We start from the raw sequence: 24,231 nt of genomic DNA, 5'->3' as shown, positions 1-24,231 counted from the left end.
TGGGTGGGGCGGATGATCCGGCCTGTGGCGGAGTATCCGGCGGGGACCGAGCGGCTGCGGTTGCGGCGGCTGACCATGGCCGACGTGGACGCGTTGGTCGAGTTGGACAGCGACCCCGAGGTGATGCGCTTCCTCACCGGTGGCGTCGCCACCCCGCTGGCCACCGTGCGTGACGAGCAGGTGCCGAGGTTGTTGGCCCAGTACGACAGGCATCCCGGCCTGGGTCGGTGGGCGGCGCACGATCGGGAGTCCGGCGAGTTCCTGGGTTGGTTCGCGCTCGACCCGTCGGAGGACGGCACCGAGGCCGAGTTGGGCTACCGGCTGCGCCGCTCGACGTGGGGGCGGGGGCTGGCCACCGAGGGTGCGCGGGCGTTGGTCCGGTACGCCTTCGACACCGTCGGGGTGCGTCGGGTCTGGGCCGAGACGATGACGGTCAACGAGCGGTCCCGGCGGGTGATGGTGAAGGCCGGGCTGCACTACGTGCGGACCTTCCACCTTGAGTGGGACGACCCGATTCCGGGCACCGAGCAGGGTGAGGTGGAGTACGAGGTGCGGGCCGAGGAGTGGGCGACCGTCAGTCAGGAGCGGCCGGCGGCGCGGCGGGCGCGGTAGGCGGTCACCGCCGCACGGTTGCCGCAGCCGGCCTCGCAGAACCGCCGGGACCGGTTGCGGGACAGGTCGACGACCACGTTGTTGCAGTCCGGGTATTCGCAGATCCGCAGCCGGCTCAGCTCGCCCGCGCGGACCAGGTCGGCCATCGCCATCGCGGCCTCCACCGCCATCCGGGTGGCCAGCGGTGCGTCGCGGGGCACGGCGTGCAGGTGGTACGGCTCGTCGTCGTGCTCGATGAGCTGTGGCAGCGCCTTGTGTTCCAGCAGCAGGCCGTTGACGATCGCGACGATCTCGGGCGGCTCGGCGTGCCAGATGCGGCGCAGTTCGGGCCGCAGCTCCCGGACGGCGCGCAGCTCGGCGTCAGTGTGCTCGTGCCGGCCGCTATAGGCGTGGCGGACGAAGAACACGTCCAGCGCCGCGACGTCGGGCAGCAACTCGCCGTCCCGACCTGCGGTGTTGACCAGCGCCGCGGCGGCGATCAGCGAACACTCGGTGTCATGAGCGAATAGCAACTTGACTCCTGTCATGGCTTCCGCTTAGCGTCATCAGCACAAGGATAGTTTGCCCATGACACGGCGCCCATTGCGAGGAGCGCGACATGCACTCACGACCTGCTGCTGGCGTCGGGTTGGCGCTGCTCTCCGCAGTCACCTTCGCCACCTCCGGCACCTTCGCGCGGTCGCTCATCGAAGCCGGCTGGTCAGCCGAGTCCGCGGTGATCGCCCGGGTCGGCGTGGCCGCCCTCGTCCTGGCGATCCCCGCCCTGCTGTCCCTGCGCAACAAGTGGCAGGTGCTGCCGAGCAACGCGGCGGCCATCGGGCTGTTCGGGCTCCTCGGGGTGGCGCTGGCCCAGGTGTGCTTCTTCAACGCCGTGCGCTACCTGCCGGTCGGTGTGGCGCTGCTGCTGGAGTACCTGGGCATCATCCTCGTCGTGGTCTGGATGTGGCTGCGACACGGGCAGCCACCACGCCGGCTCACCATCGCCGGGTCGGTTGCCGCGCTGGCCGGGCTGGCGTTCGTGCTCGACCTCGCCGGCACCGCCGACTTCCACCCGGTGGGCGTGCTCTGGGGACTGGGCGCGGCGTTCGGCCTGGCCGGCTACTTCGTGCTTGCCGGCCGGGTCGACCCCCGGCTGCCCTCCGTCGCCATGGCCAGCGGTGGAATGGCCGTCGGCGCGGCCGTGCTGCTCCTCATCGGGCTGACCGGCCTGCTGCCGCTGCACGCCACCTTCGGCGAGGTCACCTTCGCCGGGCAGCCCACCAGCTGGTTGGTGCCCATCGCCGGACTGTCGCTGGTGGCCGCCGTCATCGCCTACCTCACCGGTATCGCCGGCACCCGGATCCTCGGCCCGCGACTCTCGTCGTTCGTCGGGCTGACCGAAGTGCTCTTCGCCGTGCTGATCGCCTGGCTCTTCCTGAACGAGCTGCCCACCGGCTGGCAGTTGTTCGGCGGTGCGCTGATCGTCGCCGGCGTCGCCCTGGTACGCCTCGACGAACTGCGCGGGTCACCGTCGTCTTCGACGCCCGCGCCAGCCCCACCCGAGCCCGAATTGGCGCTCGACGGTCGGTGAGACTGACGGGATTCACGGCCATAACGGGCGTTCAGGTGGCGCAATCTGGATCCTTGCTGTGTGATGGCTGCCACGTCCCTCAACGAGAGGATCCGATGTGGTGAGCAAGCGCTTCACCGCCCGTACCGTCGCGACCGCGGCGGTACTGGCACTGACGGCCGCGGGGTTGGGTGCGCCGGCCAACGCCGCGCCGAGCAACGCCCGCACCTTCACCGTCGTCGCCGAGGACGGCGTCGCCGCCGACACCGCCATCGCCGCTATCAAGGCGGCTGGCGGCACTGTGGTGTCGCGGTCCGACGAGGTCGGCATGTTCCAGGTCAGTAGCGACCGGGCCGACTTCGCGGCCAGGGCGACCGCCGCGCCGACGCTGATCGGTGCCGCCGAGCAGAAGGCCATCGGCCGCAAACCGAAGCTGGACCGGGTCGAGCAGGAGCACCTGACGGCCGGCGCTCGTCCCGGTGCTGGTGCCCGTCCTGGTGCTGGCGGCAAGAAGGGTGCCAAGCTCGATCCGCTCGATGACAAGCTGTGGGGCCTGGAGATGATCCGGGCCGACAAGGCCCGCAAGATCGAGGCGGGTGACCGCCGGGTGACCGTCGGCGTACTGGACACCGGCGTCGATGCCAGCAACCCGGACATCGCGCCGAACTTCAACTGGTCGCTGTCGCGCAACTTCGCGCCCGACCTGACCGACGTGGACGGCCCCTGCGAGGTGCCGAGCTGCCTCGACCCGGTCGGCACCGACGACGGCGGGCACGGCACCCACGTGGCCGGCACCATCGGTGCCGCAGCCAACGGCTTCGGCCTCTCCGGCGTCGCCCCGAACGTCTCGCTGGTCGAACTCAAGGGTGGCCAGGACTCCGGCTACTTCTTCCTCGACCCGGTGGTCAACGCCCTGGTCTACGCCGGCCGGTCCGGGATCGACGTGGTCAACATGTCGTTCTACGTCGACCCGTGGCTCTACAACTGCACCGCCAACCCGGCCGACTCGCCCGAGGACCAGGCTGAGCAGCGGGCCATCATCAAGGCGATGAAGCGGGCGCTGACCTTCGCGCACAACAAGGGCGTGACCCTCGTCGGTGCGCTCGGCAACAACAACGAGGACCTGGGCGCGCCGCGTACCGACGTCACGAGCCCCGACTACGGCGCTGACCCGTACCCCCGACCGATCGACAACGAGAGCTGCTGGGACCTGCCCACCGAGGGCCCGCACGTGATCGGTGTGTCGTCGGTCGGCCCGTCCGGCAAGAAGTCGGACTTCTCCAACTACGGCACCGAGCAGATCTCCGTCGCCGCGCCGGGTGGTTGGTTCCGGGATGGCTTCGGCACCGACACCTTCCGTACCGACGCCAACATGATCCTCTCGACGTACCCGAAGCATGTGCTCCAGGAGGAGGGATCGGTCGACGCCGACGGCAACATCGTCGCCGGCTTCGAGAACTCCGTCTTCAAGCAGTGCAAGGCCAACGGTGAGTGCGGCTACTACACCTACCTCCAGGGCACCTCGATGGCGTCCCCGCACGCCGCCGGCGTCGCCGCGCTGATCGTCAGCCGGTACGGCAAGGCGCAGGGTCGGACCGGCTTCGGCATGTCGCCGGACCAGGTTGAGCAGCACCTCTACCGCACGGCCGCCGAGCACGCCTGCCCGGAGCCGCGCCTCCAGCAGTACCGCAACGAGGGCCGCGACGAGACCTACGACGCGTACTGCGCCGGTGGGGTCAACTTCAACGGCTTCTACGGCTACGGAATCGTCGACGCCTACGCGGCGGTGAAGACCCCGCTCAAGCCGAAGGCCCGCCCGTAACGCACATCGCAGTACGGAGGTGGCCCACCGCCACCACCCCCGGGGCCCGGTCGACACTCGTCGACCGGGCCCTGTGCTCGTCCGAGCTGGCCGCCTCGTCGTCACCTGGGCTGCGCTCGCGCGGGCTGCGCTCGCCTTGGCTGCGCTCGCGCGGGCTGCGCTCGTCTGGGCTGAGCCGGTCATGATCGACTCGGTTTCCTTGAAGACGCGGTGTCCCGGCTTGAAGGATGGCCCGGTTTGCAGGAAGCCGAGTTGATCATGGTCATGCGGGCGATCCCCGTCGCCAGCCGCGGCTGACCAACGCGTTGCGTACCTCCCGAAGCACCGCCGGGAACTCGCTGTGCAGCCGTCGACTGGTCACGTGCAGGACCAGCCAACCCTCGCCGACCAGCTGATTCAGTCGACGGCGGTCGCGGTGCAGCTGCTCCGCGTCGGAGTGCCACTTCCCGTCGTACTCGACCGCCACCCGATATCGCGGCCAGGCCAGATCGGGGTGCAGAACAATGCCGCTGGGCAGGCGTACCGGATGTTGAACCACCGGGCGCGGTAGCCCACCCAGCACCAACCGCACGCGTAGGTGCGACTCCGGCGGAGATTCTGCCCCGCCCTCGGCCAGGTCGAAGATCCAACGAGCTCGTCGTCCACCGGGCCGGTCCGCGTTGCGGGCAGCCAGGGCGGCCAGGGTGTCGCGATCGGTCAGCCCCTGCCCGAGCAGCGAGTCGACGATGGCGACTGCCCGGACGGGGTCGAGCCAGACAGCCGTCTCCCAGGCGGCCCGCCCGGGATCGGACCGGGGGATCGGGCCGTCCCGCTCGCTGGCCCCGACCGGGCTGGCCGACACCCAACCATCGCTCCGACGGGCCGTCCCCAGGCCCCCTGCTCCGACGGGCGCTGCCGCAGGGCGGGACAGCTGTCGTGCGGGGCGTGGTGACATGCCCCCGGTGGGTGGGCGCCCTGCTCCGGTAGGCCGCGCTGCATCACGCGCTCGGCCTGCTTCCGGTAGTCGTCCTGTGTCCGGCGCTCGTCGTGTCGTTGGTGCGGGTGCGGTCGACTCTGGGAGGTCTCTTGAGGTGAGCGGGGTGATGGCGTTGACGTGCACGATGAGGCCGCGCTGTGGGCCGACCCGCAGCGAGCGGGGCACGAGGACGTGCACATCATCGGTGAAGCTCGCGGCGTGTAGAACCCCGTGCAGGTAGGCGGCCGACGGACCGCCGACAACCACTCCGGGCGGTAGCCGGAGGAGGGCGGCGCGACACGCGAGGGCGTGGTCCCGGTCCAGCCGCGCATCGGCGTAGATGTCGTGGCGCAACCGCACCCAGGCCGAGTTGCGCAGCTGATGTTCGGTGAGCAGGCCGTCCCGGACAGCGTCGGAGCCGCGGAAGACCTGCCAGGTCAGGGCATCGGGGCGATGCGGACGTGGTGGCATACCGAGCAGCCTGCCGACCACCGATTGGCCACCGGTACCCCTGTGGACAACCCGACCTGCGGACGTCGCCGAGCCTGTGGACAACCACGAATCCGCCTGCTGATCGTGCTATTGCACCGGCCGGATCGCCCGGCTGATGGGCTATTCGGGCCGCCGACGGGTGGTGATCCACTCGCGCTTCTGAAAGTCGGGCGGTCCCTGGCGCTGGGATACCGCGACTTTCACGAACCCGAGTCGATCAAGCCGGGCGGGGGAGACGGTGACGTGACGTGGCGGGGCGGGGCAGAACAGGGTCAGCTGAGGGCGGTGGCGATGGCCCGGGCGGCGGCCAGCACCTGGGGGCCGATCGTGGCGACGTCCAGTGGGGCGAGCGCGACCACGCCGACACTGGCCTCCAAGCCGGGTACGTCGAGCACCGGCGCGGCCACCCCGTACGCCCCGGCCTGCAACTCTCCGCTGCTACTGACCGGCTCTGCCACCCCGGCTCGACCGGCCAGGATCGCCCGGCCGGCCGCTCCCCGGTCCAGTGGATGCCGTGCCCCGGCCCGGTACGCGACGTGGAACGACGTCCAGCTCGGCTCGACCACGGCGAGGGCGACGCCCTCCGCGCCTTCGACGACGGTCAGGTGAGCGGTCGCCCCGGCCTGCTCGGCGAGGCGGCGCAGCGCGGGCAACGCACCCTCGGCGAGCAGCGGTTGGGCCCGTCGGGCCAGGTGCAGCAACCCTGCCCCGAGGCGCAGCCGACCGTCTCCGTCGCGGCGCAGCATGCCGTGTCCGGTCAGCGCGCTGACCAGTCGGTAGACGGCGGCCCGGCCGATGCCGAGCCGATTCGCGGCCTCGGTGACGGTCAGACCGCCAGGGGCGTCGGCGACCAGGTGCAGCAGCCGCAACCCCCGGTCCAATGTCTGCGACGTCTCCCCGCCCCGCCCCGCAACCGTGTCGCCCCGGCTCGGGCCAGCATCGCCCCGGCTCGGGCCAGCATCGCCCCGGCTCGGGCCGGGGTCGGACGAGCCGACGGCCGCGTCCGCCCGGCCCACGCCGGCGTCGGGCGAGCCGACGGCCGCCCCGGTCGCGGCAGGCCGGGCTGACGTGTCGCCCGAACCAGAGCCGCCCGAGCCCGAGCCGCCCGAGCCCGAGCCGCCCGAGCCCGAGCCGCCCGAGCCCGAGCCCGAGCCCGAGCCCGAGCCTGAGCCGCCCGAGCCTGAACCGCCCGAGCTGCCGGAGCGTGCGGTCGCATTCACGCCTGGCAGCGTACGACCCGGCACCGGCGGACCCGGACAGGCACGGACAGCTACCCTTGTACGGTGACGCTACGCCTGTATGACACCGCCACCCGTTCGGTGCGGGACTTCGTCCCGCGGGAAGCCGGCAAGGTGGGGGTCTACCTGTGTGGTCTCACTCTTCAGGCCCCGCCGCACATCGGTCACCTTCGCTCCGGCGTCAACTATGACGTCCTGCGTCGCTGGCTGCTGGCCGCCGGCTACGAGGTCACCTTCATTCGCAATCTGACCGACATCGACGACAAGATCCTGGTCAAGGCGGGCGACCAGGGTCGACCGTTCTGGTCGATCGCGTACGCCAACGAGTTGTTGCTCGCTGAGTCGTACCGGGCGTTGAACGTGCTGCCGCCCACCTATGAGCCGCGTGCCACGGGGCACATCCCCGAGATGCACGAGCTGATCACGAAGTTGATCGCCGACGGGCACGCGTACCCGGCGAGTGACGGCTCCGGCGATGTCTACTTCGATGTGGCGTCCTGGCCGGCGTACGGGTCGCTGTCGGGTCAGTCTCCGGACGCCATGCAGTCCGCCGGGGACGCACCGGATCGGGGTAAGCGGGATCCGCGCGACTTCGCGCTGTGGAAGGGTGCCAAGCCGGACGAGCCGGCGGACGCCTACTGGCCCTCGCCGTGGGGGCTGGGCCGTCCGGGTTGGCACATCGAGTGCTCGGCGATGTGCTGGCGCTATCTCGGCCCGGAGTTCGACATTCACGGCGGCGGCCTGGATCTGACGTTCCCGCACCACGAGAACGAGATCGCCCAGTCCCAGGCGGCCGGGTTGCCGTTCGCCCGCTACTGGGTGCACCACGGGTTGCTGAGCATCGGCGGGGCCAAGATGGGCAAGTCCGCCGGCAACGCGCTGGGCTTGGCGTACGTGGATTCGCTCGGGGTGCGACCGGTGGAGCTGCGCTACTACTACGCCGCCGCGCACTACCGCTCGGTGATCGACTACTCGGAGGATTCGCTGCGCGACGCGGCCACCGCGTACCGGCGGATCGAGGGTTTCGTGCAGCGGGCGGCCGAGCGGGTGGGTGCCGGGCAGCTCGGTGAGTTGCCGGCCGGCTTCGTCGCGGCGATGAACGACGACCTCAACACGTCCGCCGCGCTGGCCGTGCTGCAACAGCACATTCGGGACGGCAACACCGCGCTGAGCGTCGGCGATGATGTGACCGTCCGCACCACGCTGCCCGTGGTGCGGGCAATGCTGGATATTCTCGGGATCGACCCCCTCGACCCGGCGTGGACCGGTGGCGGCCGATCGGACGATCTTCGTGCCGTGGTGGACTCCCTGATCGCGTTGGCCCTGGAGCAGCGTGCGCAGGCTCGGGGCCGCAAGGACTGGGCCGCCGCGGACGCGGTGCGTGACCAGCTCAAGCTGGCCGGCGTGGTGGTCGAGGACACCCCCCAGGGCCCGCGTTGGACTATTGGAGAGCAGGACTGATGGCCGGCAACTCGCAGCGCCGTGGCCGGCGACTGACGTCGAAGGCAGGTGCCCCCAAGGGCAGCGGCGGCAAGAACAAGGACTCGTTGGCGGGGCGGGGCCGTACCCTGCCCGCGGACGAGCGGCCGTGGCACAAGGGCTACTCGGGCACCGAGAAGCTGCCCCAGCGCACCGCCTGGAAGCAGGACAAGGAGCGCCGCGCGGCGGCCGAGGAGGGGCGTGCCCCCAAGATCGGGCAGCCCGGCAGCAAGGACACCACCTGGGGTCGGGGCGGCGGTCGGGGCGTACCGGCCGGTCGGGGTGCCACCGGCGGTCGGGGCGGCAAGCCCACCGGGCGGTCCGGCCCCCGGGTCACCCCGGGGCGCAAGTCCAACCCGTCCAAGGACGCCCCGGAGCTGTTGGTCGGGCGTAACCCGGTGCTGGAGGCGCTGCGCGCCAACGTGCCGGCGACGGCGCTCTACACCGCCCAGGGCATCGACATGGACGACCGGATCAACGAGATCATCCGGACGGCCGCCGACCGGGGCATCGCCAACCTGGAGATCAGCCGCGCCGAGTTGGACCGGATGACCGGCGGGGTGCTGCACCAGGGTGTCGGGTTGCAGGTGCCGCCCTTCGCGTACCAGCCGTTCGAGGACATGGTCGCCGCTGCCCTGGAGCAGCAGGCCCCGCTGCTGGTCGCGCTGGACGGGGTCACCGACCCGCGCAACCTGGGCGCCGTGATCCGGTCGGCCGCCGCGTTCGGCGCGCAGGGTGTCTTCGTACCCGAGCGTCGTGCCGCCGGGATCACCGCGACCGCCTGGCGGACCAGCGCCGGTGCGGCCGCGCGGGTGCCCGTGGCCCAGGTGACCAACCTGACCCGGTCGTTGAAGGCGTGCCGGGACGCCGGCTTCATGGTCGTCGGCCTGGATGCCGACGGCGACACCGACCTCTACAACCTGGAGGCCGCGGTCGGTCCGCTGGTGGTGGTGGTCGGTTCCGAAGGGCGCGGTCTTTCCCGCCTGGTCGGGGAGACCTGCGACCTGACCGTCAGCATTCCGATGATCTCCGAGGTCGAGTCGCTCAACGCCAGCGTGGCGGCGGCGGTCGCCCTGGCCGAGGTCGCCCGCCGGCGCTCCGTCGAGCAGTAGCAGCACGTCCCACGAAGGCCCCCTCCCGTCGAGCGCGGGAGGGGGCCTTCGTGGTCAGATCTGATGGGTCCACGCGATGAAGAGCAGCGTCGCGGCGAGCGCCATCAGCAGCACGGTCGGAAACAACCAGAGCGGGCCACGCTCGCCGTCCAGGCGTCGGGTCAGCCGCTGGTGCACGGCGGCGATGCCGATCAGGGCGGCCAGCCCGGCGGCGGCTATCGGCAGGCCGATGAGGAAATGCGCCAGCCATGCGCCGGCCAGGGTCGGACCACCCCAGGCATTGTCGTACGGTCCCGACTCCACCACGCCGTACAGCACGCCCCGCAGCACCATCAGCAGTTCGACGCCGAGCGGCAGCAGGGCCACCAGACCCACGAGCAGGCTGAGCACCGCATGGCCGAGCACCGCGACAGCGCCGGGCCGTCGGTCGGGCACGGCCGTCGGTGGCATCCCGAGCAGTCCGGTACGCAGAGCTCGCCAGCGCGCGACGGCGGCGCCGGCACCGCCCAGCGGGGTGGTCACCAGCGCGAGGACGGCGACCGGGATCAGCGTCGCGCAGTAGGCGAGGCTGCGGCCGGTCCTGCGGACCAACCGGTGCGACCGGGAACGCGTGCTCGGCTGGTGAGCGGTGGGCTGGGCGAGATCGGTGGGCACGGTGCCTCCTCCGGTTGGGGTCACCGCGACGCTACGAGGACGGCCAGCCGTGCCGAATCACCCCGCAGAGCCACTTACGCACTAGCTCCACAGGGTGAAGGGCTGCCTCCGGTACGACGAAGGGGGCGGCCCGCCGAAGCGGACCGCCCCCTGTCGGTACGGCGTTACGTCAGATCCGGCTGCCGGTGGAGGCGTGGAAGACGTGGCTACGGCCGGCGACCGGCTTGACGAACACGGTGTCACCCATGTTCGGCATGTTGCGCCGGTCGGTGCGGACGACGAAGCGCTCCGAGTTGCCACCCAGCGCGGCGTGGCCGTAGATGTTCGCGTCCGAGCCGAGGTCCTCGACCAGCTCGACCACGACCGGCATGCCGCCCTCGGTCGGGCTGACCAGCTCGCAGTCCTCCGGGCGGAAGCCCACGGTGACCTTGCCGTCGCCACCCTCGGCGCGGGCCGCGGCGACCTGCTCGCGGGTCAGCGGGATGTTCAGCTCGGCGAACTCGGCGCCCCGCTCGTTCAGCGCAACGGTCTTGATGTTCATGGCGGGAGAGCCCATGAAGCCGGCGACGAACACGTTGGCCGGGGTGTCGTAGAGCGCACGCGGGGTGTCCACCTGCTGAAGGACACCGTCGAGCAGCACCGCGACCCGGTGACCCATGGTCATGGCCTCGACCTGGTCGTGCGTGACGTAGACCGTGGTGACGCCCAGCTTGGCCTGCAGGGACGCGATCTGCGTACGGGTCTGCACACGGAGCTTGGCGTCGAGGTTCGACAGCGGCTCGTCCATGAGGAAGACCTGCGGCTCGCGGACGATCGCCCGGCCCATCGCGACACGCTGACGCTGACCACCGGAGAGCGCCTTCGGCTTGCGGTTCAGGTACTCCTCCAGCTGGAGCAGCCCGGCCGCCTCCTTGACCCGCCGGTCAATCTCCGACTTGGAGGTCTTGCGGAGCTTCAGGGCGAACGCCATGTTCTCGTACACCGTCATGTGCGGGTAGAGGGCGTAGTTCTGGAAGACCATCGCGATGTCGCGGGCCTTCGGGGGAAGGTGGGTGACGTCGCGCTGGTCGATGTAGATCGAACCGGCGTCCACGTCCTCCAGGCCGGCGAGCATCCGCAGGCTGGTGGACTTACCACAACCGGAGGGGCCGACCAGGACGAGGAACTCGCCGTCGCCGATTTCGAGGTCCAGCTCGTTGACGGCGGGACGCTCTTGGCCCGGGTAGACCCGGGACGCCTTGGAATAGGTGACCGTAGCCATGGTGAAGCGCTTCCTTTCACCGGCAGGAACGTGCCGGACGATCCGAGTGAAGGAGCAACCGGCACGTGTCCGTGCCGGTCATCGGACGGCGCTCGGTCGCGGGGGCGCCCGGTCGTCGTCCGTCAGTGAACCGTAAACGCGTTTACCCGCGCTGCCAAGGTCGGGGGCGGCCAATCCCGACAGGCGGCCTACGCATTCCGGTCACTCGGGCACGGTCAGCCATCAATCGACACCCTGTCAAACCGGCATGCGTCGGGTTGTTGACGATTCCCATGCCCGGGAGGCCTCGCGATCGGGATAACCGGACGTCAGTCGCTATGCTGGCCTCGACGCACGCGCCCCTGTAGCTCAGCTGGCCAGAGCACTCGCCTTGTAAGCGAGATGTCGCCGGTTCGATCCCGGCCGGGGGCTCCAATTCCATCAGGCATTTCGCAACCGGCCCCGCCGTGAGTCGACCGGTTGACAGCAACGGCAGTCATGAGCGGACCTTCAGGGTCACCTTCCAGGTCAGAGCCTGAGGGGTTGAGGTCAGACGAACGAGCTCTTCGAGGGCCGAGCCTTGACGACCCCACCAACCGCTCAACTGAACGGCGTTGGTGCTAACTCCTGGAGCCGCGGGGTCGGGTAACGATGCCAGGCTCGCGGATCAGGTCTGTGTCGACTCCGGGACGGCGCGGGACCAGCCACCAGCCCTGCGAAGTGTCCGGCTCGTAGTGGGCGACCGCATCCTGTTCGGCCACGTTGTCCAGCCAGCCCCGGAGCTGTCTCAGCCGGTCGGGCGGGACCGGCTGACCCGCGCGGCGGCGAGCCTCGGTGCGCAGCATCTGCAGCATGTGGTTGTTGCGGTGCTCGGGCTTCACCGCCCACGGGATCAGCTTGCTGTCGCGTACGGAGCGCTTCCTCAGTCCGAGCTGGTGGCGCCAGTTGGAGATGGTTCCGTACCCGATCTGCAAGTCGTACTTGCGCCGGTACTCGTCCATGATCCAGGAGTAGGTCTTCCCCTCCCCGTACCAGCGAATAAACTCATCCGGGTCCACGAGCTTGCTTGCGGCCATGCCCACCTCTCAGAACCGAGCAGTGGGAGATGCTAGGAACTGATCAGACAAGGTTGCAAGTGCGGATCGAAATCAACGTATGCGACGTCTGCCGGAACCCTTCACTTCCAGTGAAGACTTACACCGTCAGCGCCGACGACCGCCGAGGCATCACCGACTGCTGCGCGGCGCACTCGGATGAGTTCGAGGCGATCCTGACCGGGCACGTTCCCTTCTCAGATGAGCTGGAGGCGCTCCTGTCGCCAGATGACCGCCCGTACGCGCGTCGCCGGGGTAGGCGGGGTATGCAGGTCGTGGACATGGACGAGGTCGAGAAGGCCAAGGGACATCACTAACGCCTAGGCGGGAGCCGATGAGTCGCGCGGTAGAGGAGTCGAACCGGGCGATGTTGCGTGCCCGGGACGCGATGGACCGGGCGTACGCCGAGCCACTGGACATTCCCGCGTTGGCCCGGATCGCGCACGTGTCGCAGGCGCACTTCATCCGTACCTTCCGGGCCACCTTCGGGGAGACCCCGCACCGCTACCTGCAACGTCGCCGGGTGGAGCGGGCGATGGCGTTGCTGGTGGAGACCGACCGGGACGTGACGGACATCTGTTACGCCGTCGGCTTCAGCAGCCTGGGTACGTTCAGTCGGACGTTCCGGCAGATCGTCGGCGAGTCACCCTCGGATTTTCGGCGTCATCGTGTCGCCGCGGCCAACGTGCCGTCCTGCTTCGCCAAAGCCTGGACCAGACCCAGCAGTTTTGGATAAGCCGCAGGTCACGGCCGGCCTCTAGCGTTGTGGGCATGACGATGAACGCGATCAGCCGCTCCCAGATCTACGTCCTCGACCAGGACGCCGCGCTTGACTTCTACGTCAACAAGCTCGGCATGGAGGTCAACACCGACCAGGACCTCGGTTTCATGCGGTGGTTGACGGTCAACCTGCCCGGCGACCCGGAGCGCGAGATCCTGTTGGAGAAGCCGGGCCCGCCGGCGCTGGACCCCGCCACCGCCGAGCAGGTCCGGGAGCTGCTCACCAAGGGTGCCCTGGGTGGGTACCTCTTCATTACCACGGACGATGCCCACAAGACGTACGAGGATCTGGTGGCGAAGGGCGTCGAGATCACCGACGAGCCGACCGAGCGCCCGTACGGGATCGACTTCGGCATCCGGGACCCGTTCGGCAACCGGATCCGCATCGGCCAGATGTTCCCCCGGGCGTAGGGGGCGCGGTCGCGGGGCCGGGAGGTGCGGGTCGAACCCGTACCTCCCGGTGTGTTGAGGTGGGTGCCATGGTGACCCGCTTGCTTTACCTGGCCCGACACGCCGAGCAGGATCTGTCCGAGGTGAGTGGGACCGCGCCCGGGGAACCGGACACCGGCCTGTCGGAGCGCGGCCGGCGGCAGGCCATCCTGCTGGGCGAACGCCTGCGGGCCCGTCGGTTCGCCGCCGTCCATCACGGGCCGCTGCGCCGGGCCGCGCAGACCGCCGAGCTGATCGCCAAATCGCTGCCCGAGGTTCCGGTGTACGAGACGGAGTTGGCCGGCGACCACCTCCCACACGACACCGATCCGGTTGGCCTGCCGCCCGCGTACGCCGAGTTTCTGGCCCAGTTCTCGGCGGCTGGGCGGGTCGACGGGCCGCGAGTGACGGCGGAGGCGGTGCGGCGGTTCGCCGGCCCGGTCGGCGAGGGCCCGGCCGGCGGTGAGCCGGTCCGCGAGCTGGTCGTGACGCACAGCTTCCTGATCGCCTGGCTGGTGCGGCACGCCCTCGACGCGCCGGAGTGGCGGTGGCTGGGCTTGAACTCGCACAACGCGGGCCTGACCGTCATCCGGTACAGCGCGGCCGGCCCACCGACTCTGGTCGCCGTCAACGACGTGGCCCACCTGCCGCTGGAGCTGCGGGCCACCGGCCTGCCCCCGGACTATCTGACGTAGGTGCTGGTGGCCCGCAGAAGCAGCTTGACCACCGCCTGGGTGGCCGGCGGCGGTGGGCCCTCGTCCGGGCAGTCGGCGTACCCGGATTCGTCGCTGCCCACGGTGAGGCGGTAGTGCATCACGTCCGCGCAGGTCGTCGGGGTGGTCGGCTGCCGCGCCTCGGCGGCGAGCCGGGGGTCGGCGGCCAGCCCCGCCAGGAGGCCCCGATCGGCGGGCGTGAGCCGGCCGCTGCGCCGACTGCCGGCCCGGTCCGTCACCGTCCACTGGCCGTCCGGCTCGACGACGATGGAGTCACCGCGCCCGGCGAAGCCGCCAGAGCTTCGCAACGCCACCCGGAGGGCCCCGCCGGTGGCCCCGGCGCTGACGGTGGGGGCGGTGGCCGGTGGCGAGGTGCCGGTGGCCGGGCCGGCCGGGTCGGTAGTGGTGGTCCCCGAGGGCTGGGTCGGGGTGGCGGTCGGGGCTCGGTCGACGGTGCATCCGGTCAGGAGCACGGCCAGGAGCGCGACCGTGACGGCGGTCATCGATGCGTGTCTCATCCCGGTCGGACGTACCCCCGCAACCGTAGGTTCCGTCCGCCGCCGCGCCCGCGCCCCCTCGGCAGTGGACGTGCCACGGCGTGACCGAGGCTCTTCGTTATGGTCGCCGTGCCGGCGTCGCGACGTCGGCGGCCAGATTCGCGGCGTCGCTCCGGGTGCCGTGGGAAGGAGCAGATGTGTCGGACGCGGAGTTGACCGTCGAGGTGGCCGGGCCGGTCGCCACAGTGGTGATGCACAACCCGGCCCGCCGTAACGCGATGACCGCCGCCATGTGGCGTCAGCTCCCCGAACTGCTCGACCGGTTGGAGCCCGACCCCGCCGTACGGGCGTTGGTGCTCACCGGCGCGGGCGACACCTTCTGCGCGGGTGCCGACCTCGGTGACCTGGCCGAGCTGCTGGACGCCGGTGACGCCAGCATCGCGGTGGCCGCCGAGGAACGGTTGGCCCGGTTCGCCAAGCCGACCGTCGCGGCCATCCGGGGCGCCTGCGTCGGGGGTGGGGCTCAGCTCGCGGTCGCCTGCGACCTGCGGATCGCTGCGGATGGTGCCCGTTTCGGCGTACCGCCGGCACGGCTGGGGCTGGTTTATCCGGCACCGACGACGCGCCGGCTGGCCCGGCTGGTCGGGCCGTCCGCCGCCAAGCATCTGCTGTTCACCGCCGAGCTGATCGACGCCGAGCGGGCCCTGCGGATCGGCCTGGTCGACGAGGTGCTGCCGGTCGGCCGGCTCGCCGCCCGGGTGGACGAGCTGACTGCCACGATCGCCCAACGGTCGCCGCTGAGCATCGCCGCCGCGAAGGAGATCATCGATGATCGGGCCGAACCCGCCCGGATCGCCTGGTGGCACCGGAAGGTGACGACGACCGGCGAGGCGCGGGAGGGGGTCGCGGCGATCACCGAACGCCGGCCGCCCCGCTTCGCCTGGCAGCCACCGGCCGGCGACTGACGGCAGGCGCTCCCGGGTGACCACCCGGGCCGACCGCTCGGCGTCGCACCCATTGCAATACCTCTATCCCGGGTGGCCCGCTCCCAGGTCCGTACGGCAGGCTGTCCGTCGTGCAGCGTGATCAGTTGCTTGCGGGCCGCTACCGGCTCCTGGAGCGCCTCGGCAGTGGCGGCATGTCGGCGGTGCACCGGGCGTACGACGAGGTGCTCGAACGGGACGTGGCGGTGAAGGTGCTGGTCGCCTCGGACGCCAACGCCCGACAGCGGATCCGGGGTGAGGCCAAGGCCGCAGCCCGGCTGTCGCATCCGCACGTCACCAGCGTCTACGACTACGGCGAGTCGGTGTTGAACGGTGCCCAGGTCCCGTTCGTGGTGATGGAGCTGCTCGGCGGTCACACCCTCGAAGACCGGTTGGTGGCCGGGCCGTTGCCGCCGCGCGCCGGTCTGCGGGTGTGTGCCGAGGTGGCTTCGGCGCTCGCGGCCGCGCACGATCAGGGGTTGGTGCACCGCGACATCAAGCCGGGCAACGTGATGCTCACGCCGACCGGCGCGAAGGTGCTCGACTTCGGCATCGCGGCAGCCGCCGGTGCCCCGGAGATCGACTTCGAGGGACGGCTGCTGGGCACCCCGGCGTACCTGGCACCGGAGCGGTTGCTGGCCGGCGAGGTGCTGCCGGCCAGCGACGTGTACGCCCTCGGCCTGCTGCTGCACCGGGTGCTCACCGGCCGGCTGCCCTGGCCCACCGAGGCGCAGACCGGGATGGTCCGCGCGCATCCGCACGTCGAGCCGGACCCGCTGCCCCCGAGCGGCGGCGTACCGCCCGAGGTGCACCGGCTCTACCGCTGGTGCCTGGCCGACGACCCCGCCGATCGGCCGTCGGCCGCCGACGCGGCCCGCATCCTGCTCGCCGCGGCCAGCGCGACCGCGCCCGAGGCGGCCGCCGTCGCCGCCGACCCGGCGGCAACCACCGCCGCCCCGACCAGCACCGCGACCGGGTCCGAGCCGATCGGGTCCGAGCCGATCGGGTCCGAGCCGATCGGGGTTGGGCCGACCGGGTCCGAGCCGATCGGGTCCGAGCCGACCGAGGTTGGGCCGACCGACGCCTGGCTGAGTGGCGGTTCGGCGGGGCGGATGAGGCGCGGGCCGGGCCGTCGGGGGCGGGCCATCCTGACGGTCGGCGGGGCCGTGATCGCCGCGGTGGCGCTGGCCGGGTCGCTCGGCGACTCCAGCATTCGTCGACAGGGACAGGGCGCTGTGCCGCCCGGCAATGGTCCGGGCACCACCACGGTGGGGATGCCCCGCACGGAGGCGTCGACCGACGCGGTCGACATCGGACCGTCCGCCGCACCGTCCACCAGGACGCCGGCGCCCGCTGCCCGGACCGGCCCACCGACCGGTCCGGGCGGGACAGTGACCCCGGGCCCGACGGCCACCACGCCGGGCCCGCCCTTGACCCGGCCCGCGCCGACTCCGACCCCTGCCGTCGGGGAGCCCGTGGACTCGCGCGGCGGCACGGTCACTGCTCGCTGCGTGGGGAATTCGGTGGAGGTGCTCACGGTGGCCCTCGCGCCCGATTTCCGGGTCGAGGCGTACGACCCGGGCCCGGCGAAGCAGATCGTGGTCGAGCTGACCTCCACCGAGCACCGCAGCGAGATCCGCGTGCAGTGCCCCGCTGGCCAGCTGAAGTCGAAGGTCAAGGAACGCGCCGCCTGACCGGGGCCGACGGGTGCCGCGCCCGGGATGTACCCGGTCGCGGCCCCCCGTTCCCGCCGGCCGGTCCGTCACCGCCCGGCCAGCGCCCCCCAGCCCGGGTTCACCGGCTCCCGACGCAGCGGCATGCCTGCCTCCGCTGGTGTCCGGTCCCCCTTGCGCTGGTTGCAGGCGTAGCAGGCGGCGGTGGTGTTTCGCCAGGTGTTCCGGCCGCCGCGCGAGCGGGGCAGGATGTGGTCGATGGTGGAGGCCGGGCCACCGCAGTAAGCGCAGCACCGGTCGTCGCGGCGCAGCACACCGGCACGCGACCAGGCCGGCCCGGAGTTGAACCTCCACCGGGTGACCACGAAGCGGACCAGCCGCACCACGCGGGGCATCGGGAAGACCCCGATCACCCGGTCCGGCTCGGCCTCGTGGATCTCGGCCACCCGACGGCAGAGCATTCGTACGGCGTGTTGAACGGTGACCCGGTGCAGCGGGCCGAGGTCGGCGTTGATGACGAGGACGGCGTCCACCGGGATCTCCCTTCATGTTGGCGACGAACGAGCTGACGACGGACCGGGTGCTGACGGACAGCAAGAAGCCGCCCGGTCCGGCGGTCGGACGGGGCGGCTCAGCGCGTACGGGTACGCGTCAGTCGGGCCGGCCCGCCCGGGGACCTTCCGCTCGGCAACCGTCACCGGGCAGCGTCGACGGCACGGTGGTGACGTGCGACATCGTCATGAGCTGCTCCCGCGGTGGTGGTTGACCTTGCGCGCTCACGGTAGGTCGACGCGGGTGACACGGGCAACGTATTTCGATCGGCCGGTCTCCTCGGGGCCCCGCTGACGGCGGGTGCGGGGAGCTGCTTTCGCCGAGGTCTGCGCGGTGGTCAGCGGCCGGTTCAGCCGCAGGGCCATCCGTGCGGTCAGTTCGCTGTCCAGCAGGGGTCGGTTGACCTCACCGGCGACCGCCAGCGCGGGCCCGGAGACCGACCGCCAGATCGCGGCCAGCCCGGCGCCGAGGCCCACCAGGGCGACGGTGGCCCGGGTGGTCGGTGAGCCGGCGGCCGCGGCGGCGCTCACCCCGACGACCGCGAAGAGCACCAGCAGCAGGGGTACGAGCACCGGCCAGAAGATGCCCCGGGCCGCCTGCGCGACCAGCCGGCGGTCCCGGATGATCAGGTTCCGGGCGATCACCGCGTAGTCCTCCTCGTCGAGCAGGTCGCGCGGGTGCAGACCGCCGGTGAGCACGTCCCGCCAGAGGTCACCCTGACCGCGCAGCGCCCGGCTCAGTGCAGCGGGCGTGGGCGCGGTCGGGTCTCCGTGGCCGGCGCGGTCGACCGCGCTCGCCCAGGCTGCCAGCGACCGGCGCACCACCGCCGCCGAGTACGGCGGCAGCACGCTGGCCAGCTCATCCAGCCAGCGGCTGATCTGCACCTGCCGACCGCCGAACTGTCGCAGCAGTTGGGTGACGTCGCCGGCGCGGACGGTGTCGGCCACTGACCGGCCCAGTCGGTACGCCAGCCCGACCCGGTGGTTGGTGGCCATCGCCCAGCGCAGCACCTCCACGTTGAGGTCGTCGAGGGCGAGCAGCAGCGGCACCGGGTCGGCGGGGTCGGGCTGGCCCAGGTCGGGCAGTAGGGTTCGGGCGGCCGACGTGTCGGGCACCGGCCCGGTGTGCCGGGTGAGGTCGGCGATCTGGGCCAGGGCCACGTCCACCCCGTCGAGGTACATCCGCATCCGCCGGTGGGCGGACATCTCGGTGAGGTTGGAGAGTTTGGCCGGCGGTACGGCTGGGCGGGCGTCGACGAAGGCGCGGGGCTCCGCGTGCTGCCCGTGGTGGTAGGCGTCCGCCATCCACCAGCCCAGGCGGAGCGCGGTGACGATGCAGGCTCGTTCGTCGCGGATCAGCGGGTACGCGTCGTCGCGGCTGATTTCGTCGTCCGACGGGCCGTCCTCCGCGCCGGCGCGGTGCAGTGGTGACATCTCCCGCTGCCCTCCCGCCCGGCCGATCGACGGTTGATCATTCGAGCGTACGGCAGCGTACCGTGGCTTATGTCAGGTTTTGTCGATTTGCCCTGGCCCGGCCGGCCAGCAGCCCGCGCGGACGGATCGAGTGCACCGGCTCGGCCGCGCCACCCTCGGCACGCAGGATGTGGTTCGCGGCGATGATCCCGGTCGCGGCCGAGCGTTCCATCAACGCGGTCGGAAAGTCCGTGGCGATGCCGTCGCCGGCCAGGTAGAGGCCGTCCGCGTCGGTGCGTACCCCCGGTCGCCAGGCGTGGCTGCCCGGCGTGAACGCCGGCGCCTGCGCCTGGACCCGGGCCCGCAGCTCGCGGACCCGCAGGTCGCCGGCCTCCGGCCAGAGCGCGACCAACTCGCGGCGCATCCGCTCGGCCAACTCCTCGGCCGGCACACCGGGCTCGCAGGCGTACGCGTGCAGCTCGACGACCGACCCGCCGGTCCGCTGTGCCCAGCGCCGAGGCTCGTTCTCCAGCCGGTGGTACAGCGTCACCGAGTCCAGCGTGGGCTGGCGGGACACCCCGCTGAACACCGCCCGGTCGGCGGCCACGTCGCCGGCACACCAGTAGCGCGCCACCGCGTACGGCGGGCCGGGGGTGCCAAAGGCCGGCATCCGTGCCGCCAGCTCCGGTGCCTGCTCGGCCAGGTCCGGCGAGGCCGCGACCAGCGCGGCGAGCGCCGGCGGGTCGACAGCGAGCACGACGTGACCGGCCGGGTGGCTGCCGCCGTCGGTGGTCGTCACCCGCCAGCCTGCGGCGTCGCGGTGCACCCCGGTCGCGGCGCAGTTGGTGCGGACCCGGCCGCCGTGCCGCTGCACGTGCCGGGTCAGCGGCTCCCAGATCGCCGTGGCGTAGTCCTCGTCGGGACAGTCGAAGGCCAGCCCTTCCGGGTTGCCGAGCAGATAGAAGTGGAACTGGGCGACCATCTCGGCGGCCGACATCTCCGCCTCGTGGTTGAAGAACGAGTGCGAGAAGACCTCGAACAGCATCGCCCGCGCCCGGTCCGGCAGTCGCAGCGACGCCAGCAACTCATCAGCGGTGGTGTCGTCCAGGTCGGCGTAGGTGCGCACCGGGTCGTAGCTGAGCAGCGGCAACGCGGCGTCCCGGTCCATCAGTCGAAGGTCGGCCAGGCGCAGGCTGGGGCTGCGCAACAGCAGCGCGAGCAGGTTCGCCGGCGGCGCGGGCGGCAACCTGCCGAACTCCTCGGTCGGCCACTGCTCGCTGAGAATCGGGTAACCCCGGATGGGCTTGAGGAAGCCCAGGTCACTGTCGATCCGGCGGAGGATGGACCGCCAGTTGTAGTACTGCCGGAAGAACGCGTGGAAGCCGTGCTCGTTCTGCTGGCTGCCGTCGACGAGTGCCTCCGGCCAGGCGCCCAGTCGACCGCCGAGCGTCGGTGCCGCCTCCAGCACGGTGACCGCCACCCCCCGCTCGGCCAGCACCACCGCCGCCGACATGCCGGCGATGCCGCCACCCACCACCAGCGCCGTGACCGGTCGCGGCACCCGGTCGGCGCCACCACCGCCCGGGTCCACCTGGTGCCGCCGTACGCCGATCAGCCGACCCACCACTTGCGACAGCGCCATTGGGTCAGTCTCCCGCAAAGTGGCTCACTCGGCTGGCAGGCAACGGCGGGGGCGGTCGGAGGCGGGCCAGACGTACTCCAGGTCCGCCGGCACGTCGTCGCCGAACAGTGGGCCGTAGTGAGCCGGATCCTTGCGCAGCAACGACGAGCGGTGACTCAGGTGCAGGTCGTCACGGCCCAGCCAGGGTGGCAGCTCACCGGCTCGGGCCAGCTCGGCCTGGGTCCGGACGACGCCCGCCCCGCAGGCGGCGGCGAGGTCGACCGTCATCGTGCTGGCGCAGGTGTCGGCCCGCCCCGGTTCGGTCCAGACCGCACACATGTCCAACCCGTAGCGGACCAGCGCCTCCTCGTACCCGGCCCACATCTTCACCGCCGGGTGGTTGCGCCAGCCGTACCCGGGTCGGGTGAGCCCCCGCAGCACCTGGATGGTCTCCACCCGCTGTTTGCCCAGCCGCCTCTGGTCCAGCGTCCGGGCGCTGGCCAGGAAGTCCGGGTACGGGAGGAAGGTCTGCATGTCGCTGCTCTACCCGCCGTCGAGGCGGACATACCTGGTCTCGGGATGATCCGGACGGGGTCGCCCAACAAGGTCGTGCTGATTACGATCCGGGCATGGCGGAGCCGTGGCGGGACCGGGCGCGACGGGCGGTCGAGTGGAACTGGCGGCTACGGTCCGTCGGTGATCCGCGCCCGCACTACGTGGTCTGCGGTAAGGACGCGCTCGCCTACTACGTGGCCCGGGCGATGCTCGAATCCGAACTGCCGGCGGGCGGAGCCCGGGTGACAGTTGTGGTGCCGGAGCGTTACCGCAGCAACGGCCCGGACGTGGCCGGGCTGCGAGGGGTCCGGGTGGTCCGCTCGGACCGGCTGGACGTGGCCACCTTCGAGGCCGCCGGCCTGGCCGGCGCGACCGGGCTGGCCCTGCTGCACCAGGACGACGTGGGCAACCTGCACGCCGCGCTCTGCGCCCAGGCTGTCGACCAGCAGGTCCGCCAGGTGCTGCGAATGTTCAACGGCACCCTCGCCGACGGCGTACGGAAACTGCTCAAAGCCCCGGTCGAGGTGCTCTCCGACGCCGAGATGGCCGCGCCGGCCTTCGTGGCCGCCGCTCTCAACGAGGTCGACCCCAGTTCCTTCCAACATCGGGACAAGACACTGCGGGTGGCCCGGCGGGCCGACGTCCGACCGCAGGACGTGGTCTGCGCGTTGGCGCATTTCAGCGAGGCGCAGGGGGTGAAGCTGCTGCCGGCCGAGCAGGCCGGCGCCGACCTGGTGCTCGCCGAGGCGACCGGCCAGCCACCGGGCACCGAGGTGGCCGCCCGTCGGCTGGTCCGCGCCCGTCGGCGGCGTCGCCCGGTCGCGGTGGTGCTGGGAGCGGTCCGCGGTTTCGCCACCCGCAAGATCGGCATCGCGGTGATGGTGGTGCTCGCGCTGATCGCCGTGCTGGGGGCGCTGATCTCCCGTGCCGAGGACGTCTCACCGCTGGAGGCGCTGTACCTGACGCTGGTCACCACACTCAGCGGAGCCGACCCGGACACCACCAAGCCACCGGACGCGCAGATCATGCAGGTGGTGCTCAACCTGGCCGGGCTGACGCTGATCCCGCTGATCACCGCCGTCGTGGTCGACGGCATCGTCAACGCCCGGCTGGCCCTGCACACCGGCCGGATGCAACCCGCGCGGGTCGGGCACGTGGTGGTGATCGGCCTGGGCAACGTCGGCACGCGGGTGATGGCCCAACTGCGCGAGTACGACGTCGAGGTGGTGGCGATCGACAAGGCGCCGGAGCCGCGCGGCGCAGCCCTGGCCCGGCAACTGGAGGTGCCGCTGATCGTCGGCGACGCCGCCCTGCCGGAGACGCTGGTCGCCGCCTCGGTGGCCGACTGCCAGGCGCTGGTGGTGGCGTCCACCGACGACGTGGCCAACCTGGAGGCGGCGCTGGCCGCCCGCGACCTCCGTGCCGACCTGCGCGTGGTGCTTCGGCTCTTCGACGGTGACTTCGCCGAACGGGTCGAGGAGACCTTCGCGCTCGGGGTGTCCCGGTCGGTGTCCTACCTGGCCGCCCCGGCCTTCATCGGGGCGCTCACCGAACGCGCCGTGATCAGCACCATTCCGGTCGACCGGCACGCGCTGCCGGTGGCCGAGGTGCCGGTCGCCCCCGGCTCGGAGTTGGACGGCCGCCCGCTGCACATGGTCAACCGGGACGGGCAGGTCCGGTTGATCGCCCGCACCCCGGCGGGTGGCGCCAAGACGATCTGGTGGAAGGAACTCGATCATCGGCAAGTGATCTTCGCCGGTGACCGGTTGACCGTGGTCGCCCGGCGGCGCGGGTTGGACTGGCTGACGGGGCAGTGCGCCCCGCCGGCCCGGCCGAACCCGGTTCCCCGGCCGGCCGGAACGGTCCACGGCGGGCTGCACACCCCAGCGGCGGCGTCCCCCTCGGTGCCGGGCCAGACGGGCTCGGGGGCCGGCGCGGCACATCCCGCTCCTCCGAGCGGGGAGGCGCCCTCGACGAGCAACGGCGGCCCGGTTCACGACATCGAGCTGACCCGCCGGCAGGACAGGACGGGCGAGGCGGGCTGACAGCACCCGGTATGGCCGGTGCGGCACCCACCGGTGCGCACGGCCGAGTATGGTGCGCCGGTGCTTGGTGGTGGGGTGGGCCGACGCGCCCGCGACGCGCAACGGCCGCGGCGCGACACGGCGGTCGTCCGGTGGCTGCGTGCTCAGCCCAGGTGGTGGCCGCTCGCGGCCGTCGGTCTGATCGTGCTGGTGGTCGTCGGCTGGGCGCTGTGGCCCGAGGCCGAACCGGAGCCGCGCCAGCGGGAGTACCGGGCCGAGACGGCGTGCCTGCTCACCGGCGCGGCGGGCGTGGCGGCTCCCGAGGCCCGTCCGGTGTGGACGGGAATGCAGGACGCCTCACTCGCGACGCAGGTCAAGGTGCAGTTCCTTGAGGTGGACGGCCCCCAGACCGGCGAGAACGCGGAAACGTTCCTCGCCAGCCTGGTGCAGAGCCGATGTGGGGTGATCCTCGCCGTCGGCGAGGCGCCGGTACGGGCGGTGGGTCCCACCGCGGCGCGATTCCCCGCTGCGAAGTTCGTCGCGTTCGGTGTCGCGACCCCGGGCCCCAATGTGGTCGTCGAGGAGGCCACCGACCCGGAATCGGTGCAGCGTAGGGCACGCGACGTGGTCGCTGCGCTCGCCTCCGTCAAGGACTGACGCTCCAAGGTTCCTCTCAGGTTTGGCCGTTCGGGCATCTTGTGCCGTAGATCGATGAACCCTCACACTCCGCGTTGGTAATTTCACT

The 24,231-nt window shown here is 71.6% G+C and carries 24 protein-coding genes and 1 tRNA gene; 14 read left to right on the top strand and 11 right to left on the bottom strand.

All coding sequences use genetic code 11. From position 1 onward, the window contains the following. Nucleotides 1–12: 12 nt before the first annotated feature. Nucleotides 13–612 carry a GNAT family N-acetyltransferase gene (locus EV382_RS23540; RefSeq protein WP_130405243.1) on the top strand — a complete coding sequence of 200 codons (600 nt, stop codon included), beginning with the start codon at nt 13–15 and terminating at the stop codon, nt 610–612. Here the strand turns inward: EV382_RS23540 and EV382_RS23535 are convergent. Further along, complete coding sequence (locus EV382_RS23535) at nt 579–1,124, bottom strand: CGNR zinc finger domain-containing protein (RefSeq protein WP_208758483.1); 546 nt, start codon at nt 1,122–1,124, stop codon at nt 579–581. The two genes, EV382_RS23540 and EV382_RS23535, sit on opposite strands and share 34 nt — an antisense overlap. Nucleotides 1,125–1,210: 86 nt before the next feature. Between EV382_RS23535 and EV382_RS23530 the strand changes: the two genes are divergently transcribed. After that, nucleotides 1,211–2,182 (top strand): EamA family transporter, encoded by a 972-nt coding sequence (locus tag EV382_RS23530; protein ID WP_130405239.1) that lies wholly within the window; start codon nt 1,211–1,213, stop codon nt 2,180–2,182. A 100-nt stretch (nt 2,183–2,282) separates the two neighbouring features. Then, nucleotides 2,283–3,983, top strand: a complete 1,701-nt coding sequence (locus EV382_RS23525; protein ID WP_130405237.1) for a S8 family serine peptidase — start codon at nt 2,283–2,285, stop codon at nt 3,981–3,983. Nucleotides 3,984–4,245: 262 nt separating this feature from the next. On the opposite strand, the gene EV382_RS33580 is transcribed toward EV382_RS23525, so the two are convergent. Continuing rightward, on the bottom strand, nt 4,246–4,824 hold the full coding sequence (locus EV382_RS33580) for an endonuclease domain-containing protein (RefSeq protein ID WP_244236797.1): 579 nt from the start codon (nt 4,822–4,824) through the stop codon (nt 4,246–4,248). An 878-nt stretch (nt 4,825–5,702) separates the two neighbouring features. Beyond that, nucleotides 5,703–6,311 carry an IclR family transcriptional regulator gene (locus EV382_RS23515; protein ID WP_244236796.1) on the bottom strand — a complete coding sequence of 203 codons (609 nt, stop codon included), beginning with the start codon at nt 6,309–6,311 and terminating at the stop codon, nt 5,703–5,705. Between the two features lie 402 nt (nt 6,312–6,713). On the opposite strand from EV382_RS23515, the gene cysS reads away from it, so the two are divergent. Together cysS and rlmB are read left to right on the top strand one after the other, a co-directional pair. After that, entirely contained in the window at nt 6,714–8,129 is a 1,416-nt protein-coding gene (gene cysS / locus EV382_RS23505) for a cysteine--tRNA ligase (protein ID WP_130405229.1), read from the top strand. Next, the gene (rlmB, locus tag EV382_RS23500) at nt 8,129–9,259 is read left to right on the top strand and encodes a 23S rRNA (guanosine(2251)-2'-O)-methyltransferase RlmB (protein ID WP_130405227.1); all 1,131 of its coding nucleotides are present in this window, start codon (nt 8,129–8,131) and stop codon (nt 9,257–9,259) included. Before cysS ends, rlmB begins: the two co-directional genes overlap by 1 nt. 54 nt (nt 9,260–9,313) lie before the next feature. Here rlmB and EV382_RS23495 read toward each other — a convergent pair whose 3' ends face one another. Beyond that, nucleotides 9,314–9,913: a hypothetical protein gene (locus EV382_RS23495; protein ID WP_130405225.1), complete on the bottom strand. Its 600-nt coding sequence runs from the start codon at nt 9,911–9,913 to the stop codon at nt 9,314–9,316. 169 nt (nt 9,914–10,082) lie between these two features. After that, nucleotides 10,083–11,174: an ABC transporter ATP-binding protein gene (locus EV382_RS23490; protein ID WP_130405223.1), complete on the bottom strand. Its 1,092-nt coding sequence runs from the start codon at nt 11,172–11,174 to the stop codon at nt 10,083–10,085. A gap of 337 nt (nt 11,175–11,511) precedes the next feature. On the opposite strand from EV382_RS23490, the gene EV382_RS23485 reads away from it, so the two are divergent. Beyond that, a tRNA-Thr gene (locus EV382_RS23485) sits at nt 11,512–11,588 on the top strand. Nucleotides 11,589–11,773: 185 nt separating this feature from the next. Here EV382_RS23485 and EV382_RS23480 read toward each other — a convergent pair. Beyond that, nucleotides 11,774–12,229 carry a hypothetical protein gene (locus EV382_RS23480; protein WP_130405221.1) on the bottom strand — a complete coding sequence of 152 codons (456 nt, stop codon included), beginning with the start codon at nt 12,227–12,229 and terminating at the stop codon, nt 11,774–11,776. A gap of 110 nt (nt 12,230–12,339) precedes the next feature. Between EV382_RS23480 and EV382_RS23475 the strand changes: the two genes are divergently transcribed. The 4 genes from EV382_RS23475 to EV382_RS23460 all read left to right on the top strand — a co-directional run bounded on the left by EV382_RS23475 (nt 12,340) and on the right by EV382_RS23460 (nt 14,151). Further along, nucleotides 12,340–12,564, top strand: a complete 225-nt coding sequence (locus EV382_RS23475) for a hypothetical protein (protein ID WP_130405219.1) — start codon at nt 12,340–12,342, stop codon at nt 12,562–12,564. 17 nt (nt 12,565–12,581) lie between these two features. Then, the gene (locus EV382_RS23470) at nt 12,582–12,983 is read left to right on the top strand and encodes a helix-turn-helix domain-containing protein (protein WP_130405217.1); all 402 of its coding nucleotides are present in this window, start codon (nt 12,582–12,584) and stop codon (nt 12,981–12,983) included. A gap of 35 nt (nt 12,984–13,018) precedes the next feature. Further along, the gene (locus EV382_RS23465; protein ID WP_130405215.1) at nt 13,019–13,438 is read left to right on the top strand and encodes a VOC family protein; all 420 of its coding nucleotides are present in this window, start codon (nt 13,019–13,021) and stop codon (nt 13,436–13,438) included. A gap of 68 nt (nt 13,439–13,506) precedes the next feature. Continuing rightward, a complete protein-coding gene (locus EV382_RS23460; RefSeq protein WP_130405213.1) occupies nt 13,507–14,151 on the top strand; it encodes a histidine phosphatase family protein in 645 nt (214 codons plus the stop codon). On the opposite strand, the gene EV382_RS23455 is transcribed toward EV382_RS23460, so the two are convergent. Then, entirely contained in the window at nt 14,139–14,672 is a 534-nt protein-coding gene (locus EV382_RS23455; protein ID WP_130405211.1) for a hypothetical protein, read from the bottom strand. The two genes, EV382_RS23460 and EV382_RS23455, sit on opposite strands and share 13 nt — an antisense overlap. Before the next feature lie 191 nt (nt 14,673–14,863). Here EV382_RS23455 and EV382_RS23450 point away from each other — a divergent pair, with 191 nt between their 5' ends. Next, entirely contained in the window at nt 14,864–15,631 is a 768-nt protein-coding gene (locus EV382_RS23450; RefSeq protein ID WP_130405209.1) for an enoyl-CoA hydratase/isomerase family protein, read from the top strand. A gap of 110 nt (nt 15,632–15,741) precedes the next feature. Next, complete coding sequence (locus EV382_RS23445) at nt 15,742–17,343, top strand: serine/threonine-protein kinase (RefSeq protein WP_244236795.1); 1,602 nt, start codon at nt 15,742–15,744, stop codon at nt 17,341–17,343. A 68-nt stretch (nt 17,344–17,411) separates the two neighbouring features. Here EV382_RS23445 and EV382_RS23440 read toward each other — a convergent pair whose 3' ends face one another. The 4 genes from EV382_RS23440 to EV382_RS23425 all read right to left on the bottom strand — a co-directional run bounded on the left by EV382_RS23440 (nt 17,412) and on the right by EV382_RS23425 (nt 21,441). Further along, nucleotides 17,412–17,855: an HNH endonuclease gene (locus EV382_RS23440; protein ID WP_124818902.1), complete on the bottom strand. Its 444-nt coding sequence runs from the start codon at nt 17,853–17,855 to the stop codon at nt 17,412–17,414. Nucleotides 17,856–18,098: 243 nt separating this feature from the next. After that, nucleotides 18,099–19,307 (bottom strand): hypothetical protein, encoded by a 1,209-nt coding sequence (locus EV382_RS23435; RefSeq protein WP_130405207.1) that lies wholly within the window; start codon nt 19,305–19,307, stop codon nt 18,099–18,101. A gap of 67 nt (nt 19,308–19,374) precedes the next feature. Further along, nucleotides 19,375–20,928, bottom strand: a complete 1,554-nt coding sequence (locus EV382_RS23430; RefSeq protein ID WP_130405205.1) for an FAD-dependent oxidoreductase — start codon at nt 20,926–20,928, stop codon at nt 19,375–19,377. A gap of 24 nt (nt 20,929–20,952) precedes the next feature. Continuing rightward, nucleotides 20,953–21,441 (bottom strand): MSMEG_6728 family protein, encoded by a 489-nt coding sequence (locus EV382_RS23425; protein WP_130405203.1) that lies wholly within the window; start codon nt 21,439–21,441, stop codon nt 20,953–20,955. A gap of 95 nt (nt 21,442–21,536) precedes the next feature. Here EV382_RS23425 and EV382_RS23420 point away from each other — a divergent pair, with 95 nt between their 5' ends. Both EV382_RS23420 and EV382_RS23415 read left to right on the top strand, forming a co-directional pair. Further along, nucleotides 21,537–23,507, top strand: a complete 1,971-nt coding sequence (locus EV382_RS23420; RefSeq protein WP_130405200.1) for a potassium channel family protein — start codon at nt 21,537–21,539, stop codon at nt 23,505–23,507. Between the two features lie 60 nt (nt 23,508–23,567). Then, nucleotides 23,568–24,143, top strand: coding sequence for a type 1 periplasmic-binding domain-containing protein (locus tag EV382_RS23415; protein ID WP_130405198.1), 576 nt, complete (start codon nt 23,568–23,570; stop codon nt 24,141–24,143). Nucleotides 24,144–24,231: the final 88 nt, after the last annotated feature.

Origin of the sequence: Micromonospora violae (assembly GCF_004217135.1) — a bacterium.
GTDB classification, from domain to species: Bacteria; Actinomycetota; Actinomycetes; order Mycobacteriales; family Micromonosporaceae; genus Micromonospora; species Micromonospora violae.
This window is presented reverse-complemented; position numbering and strand designations above follow the sequence as displayed.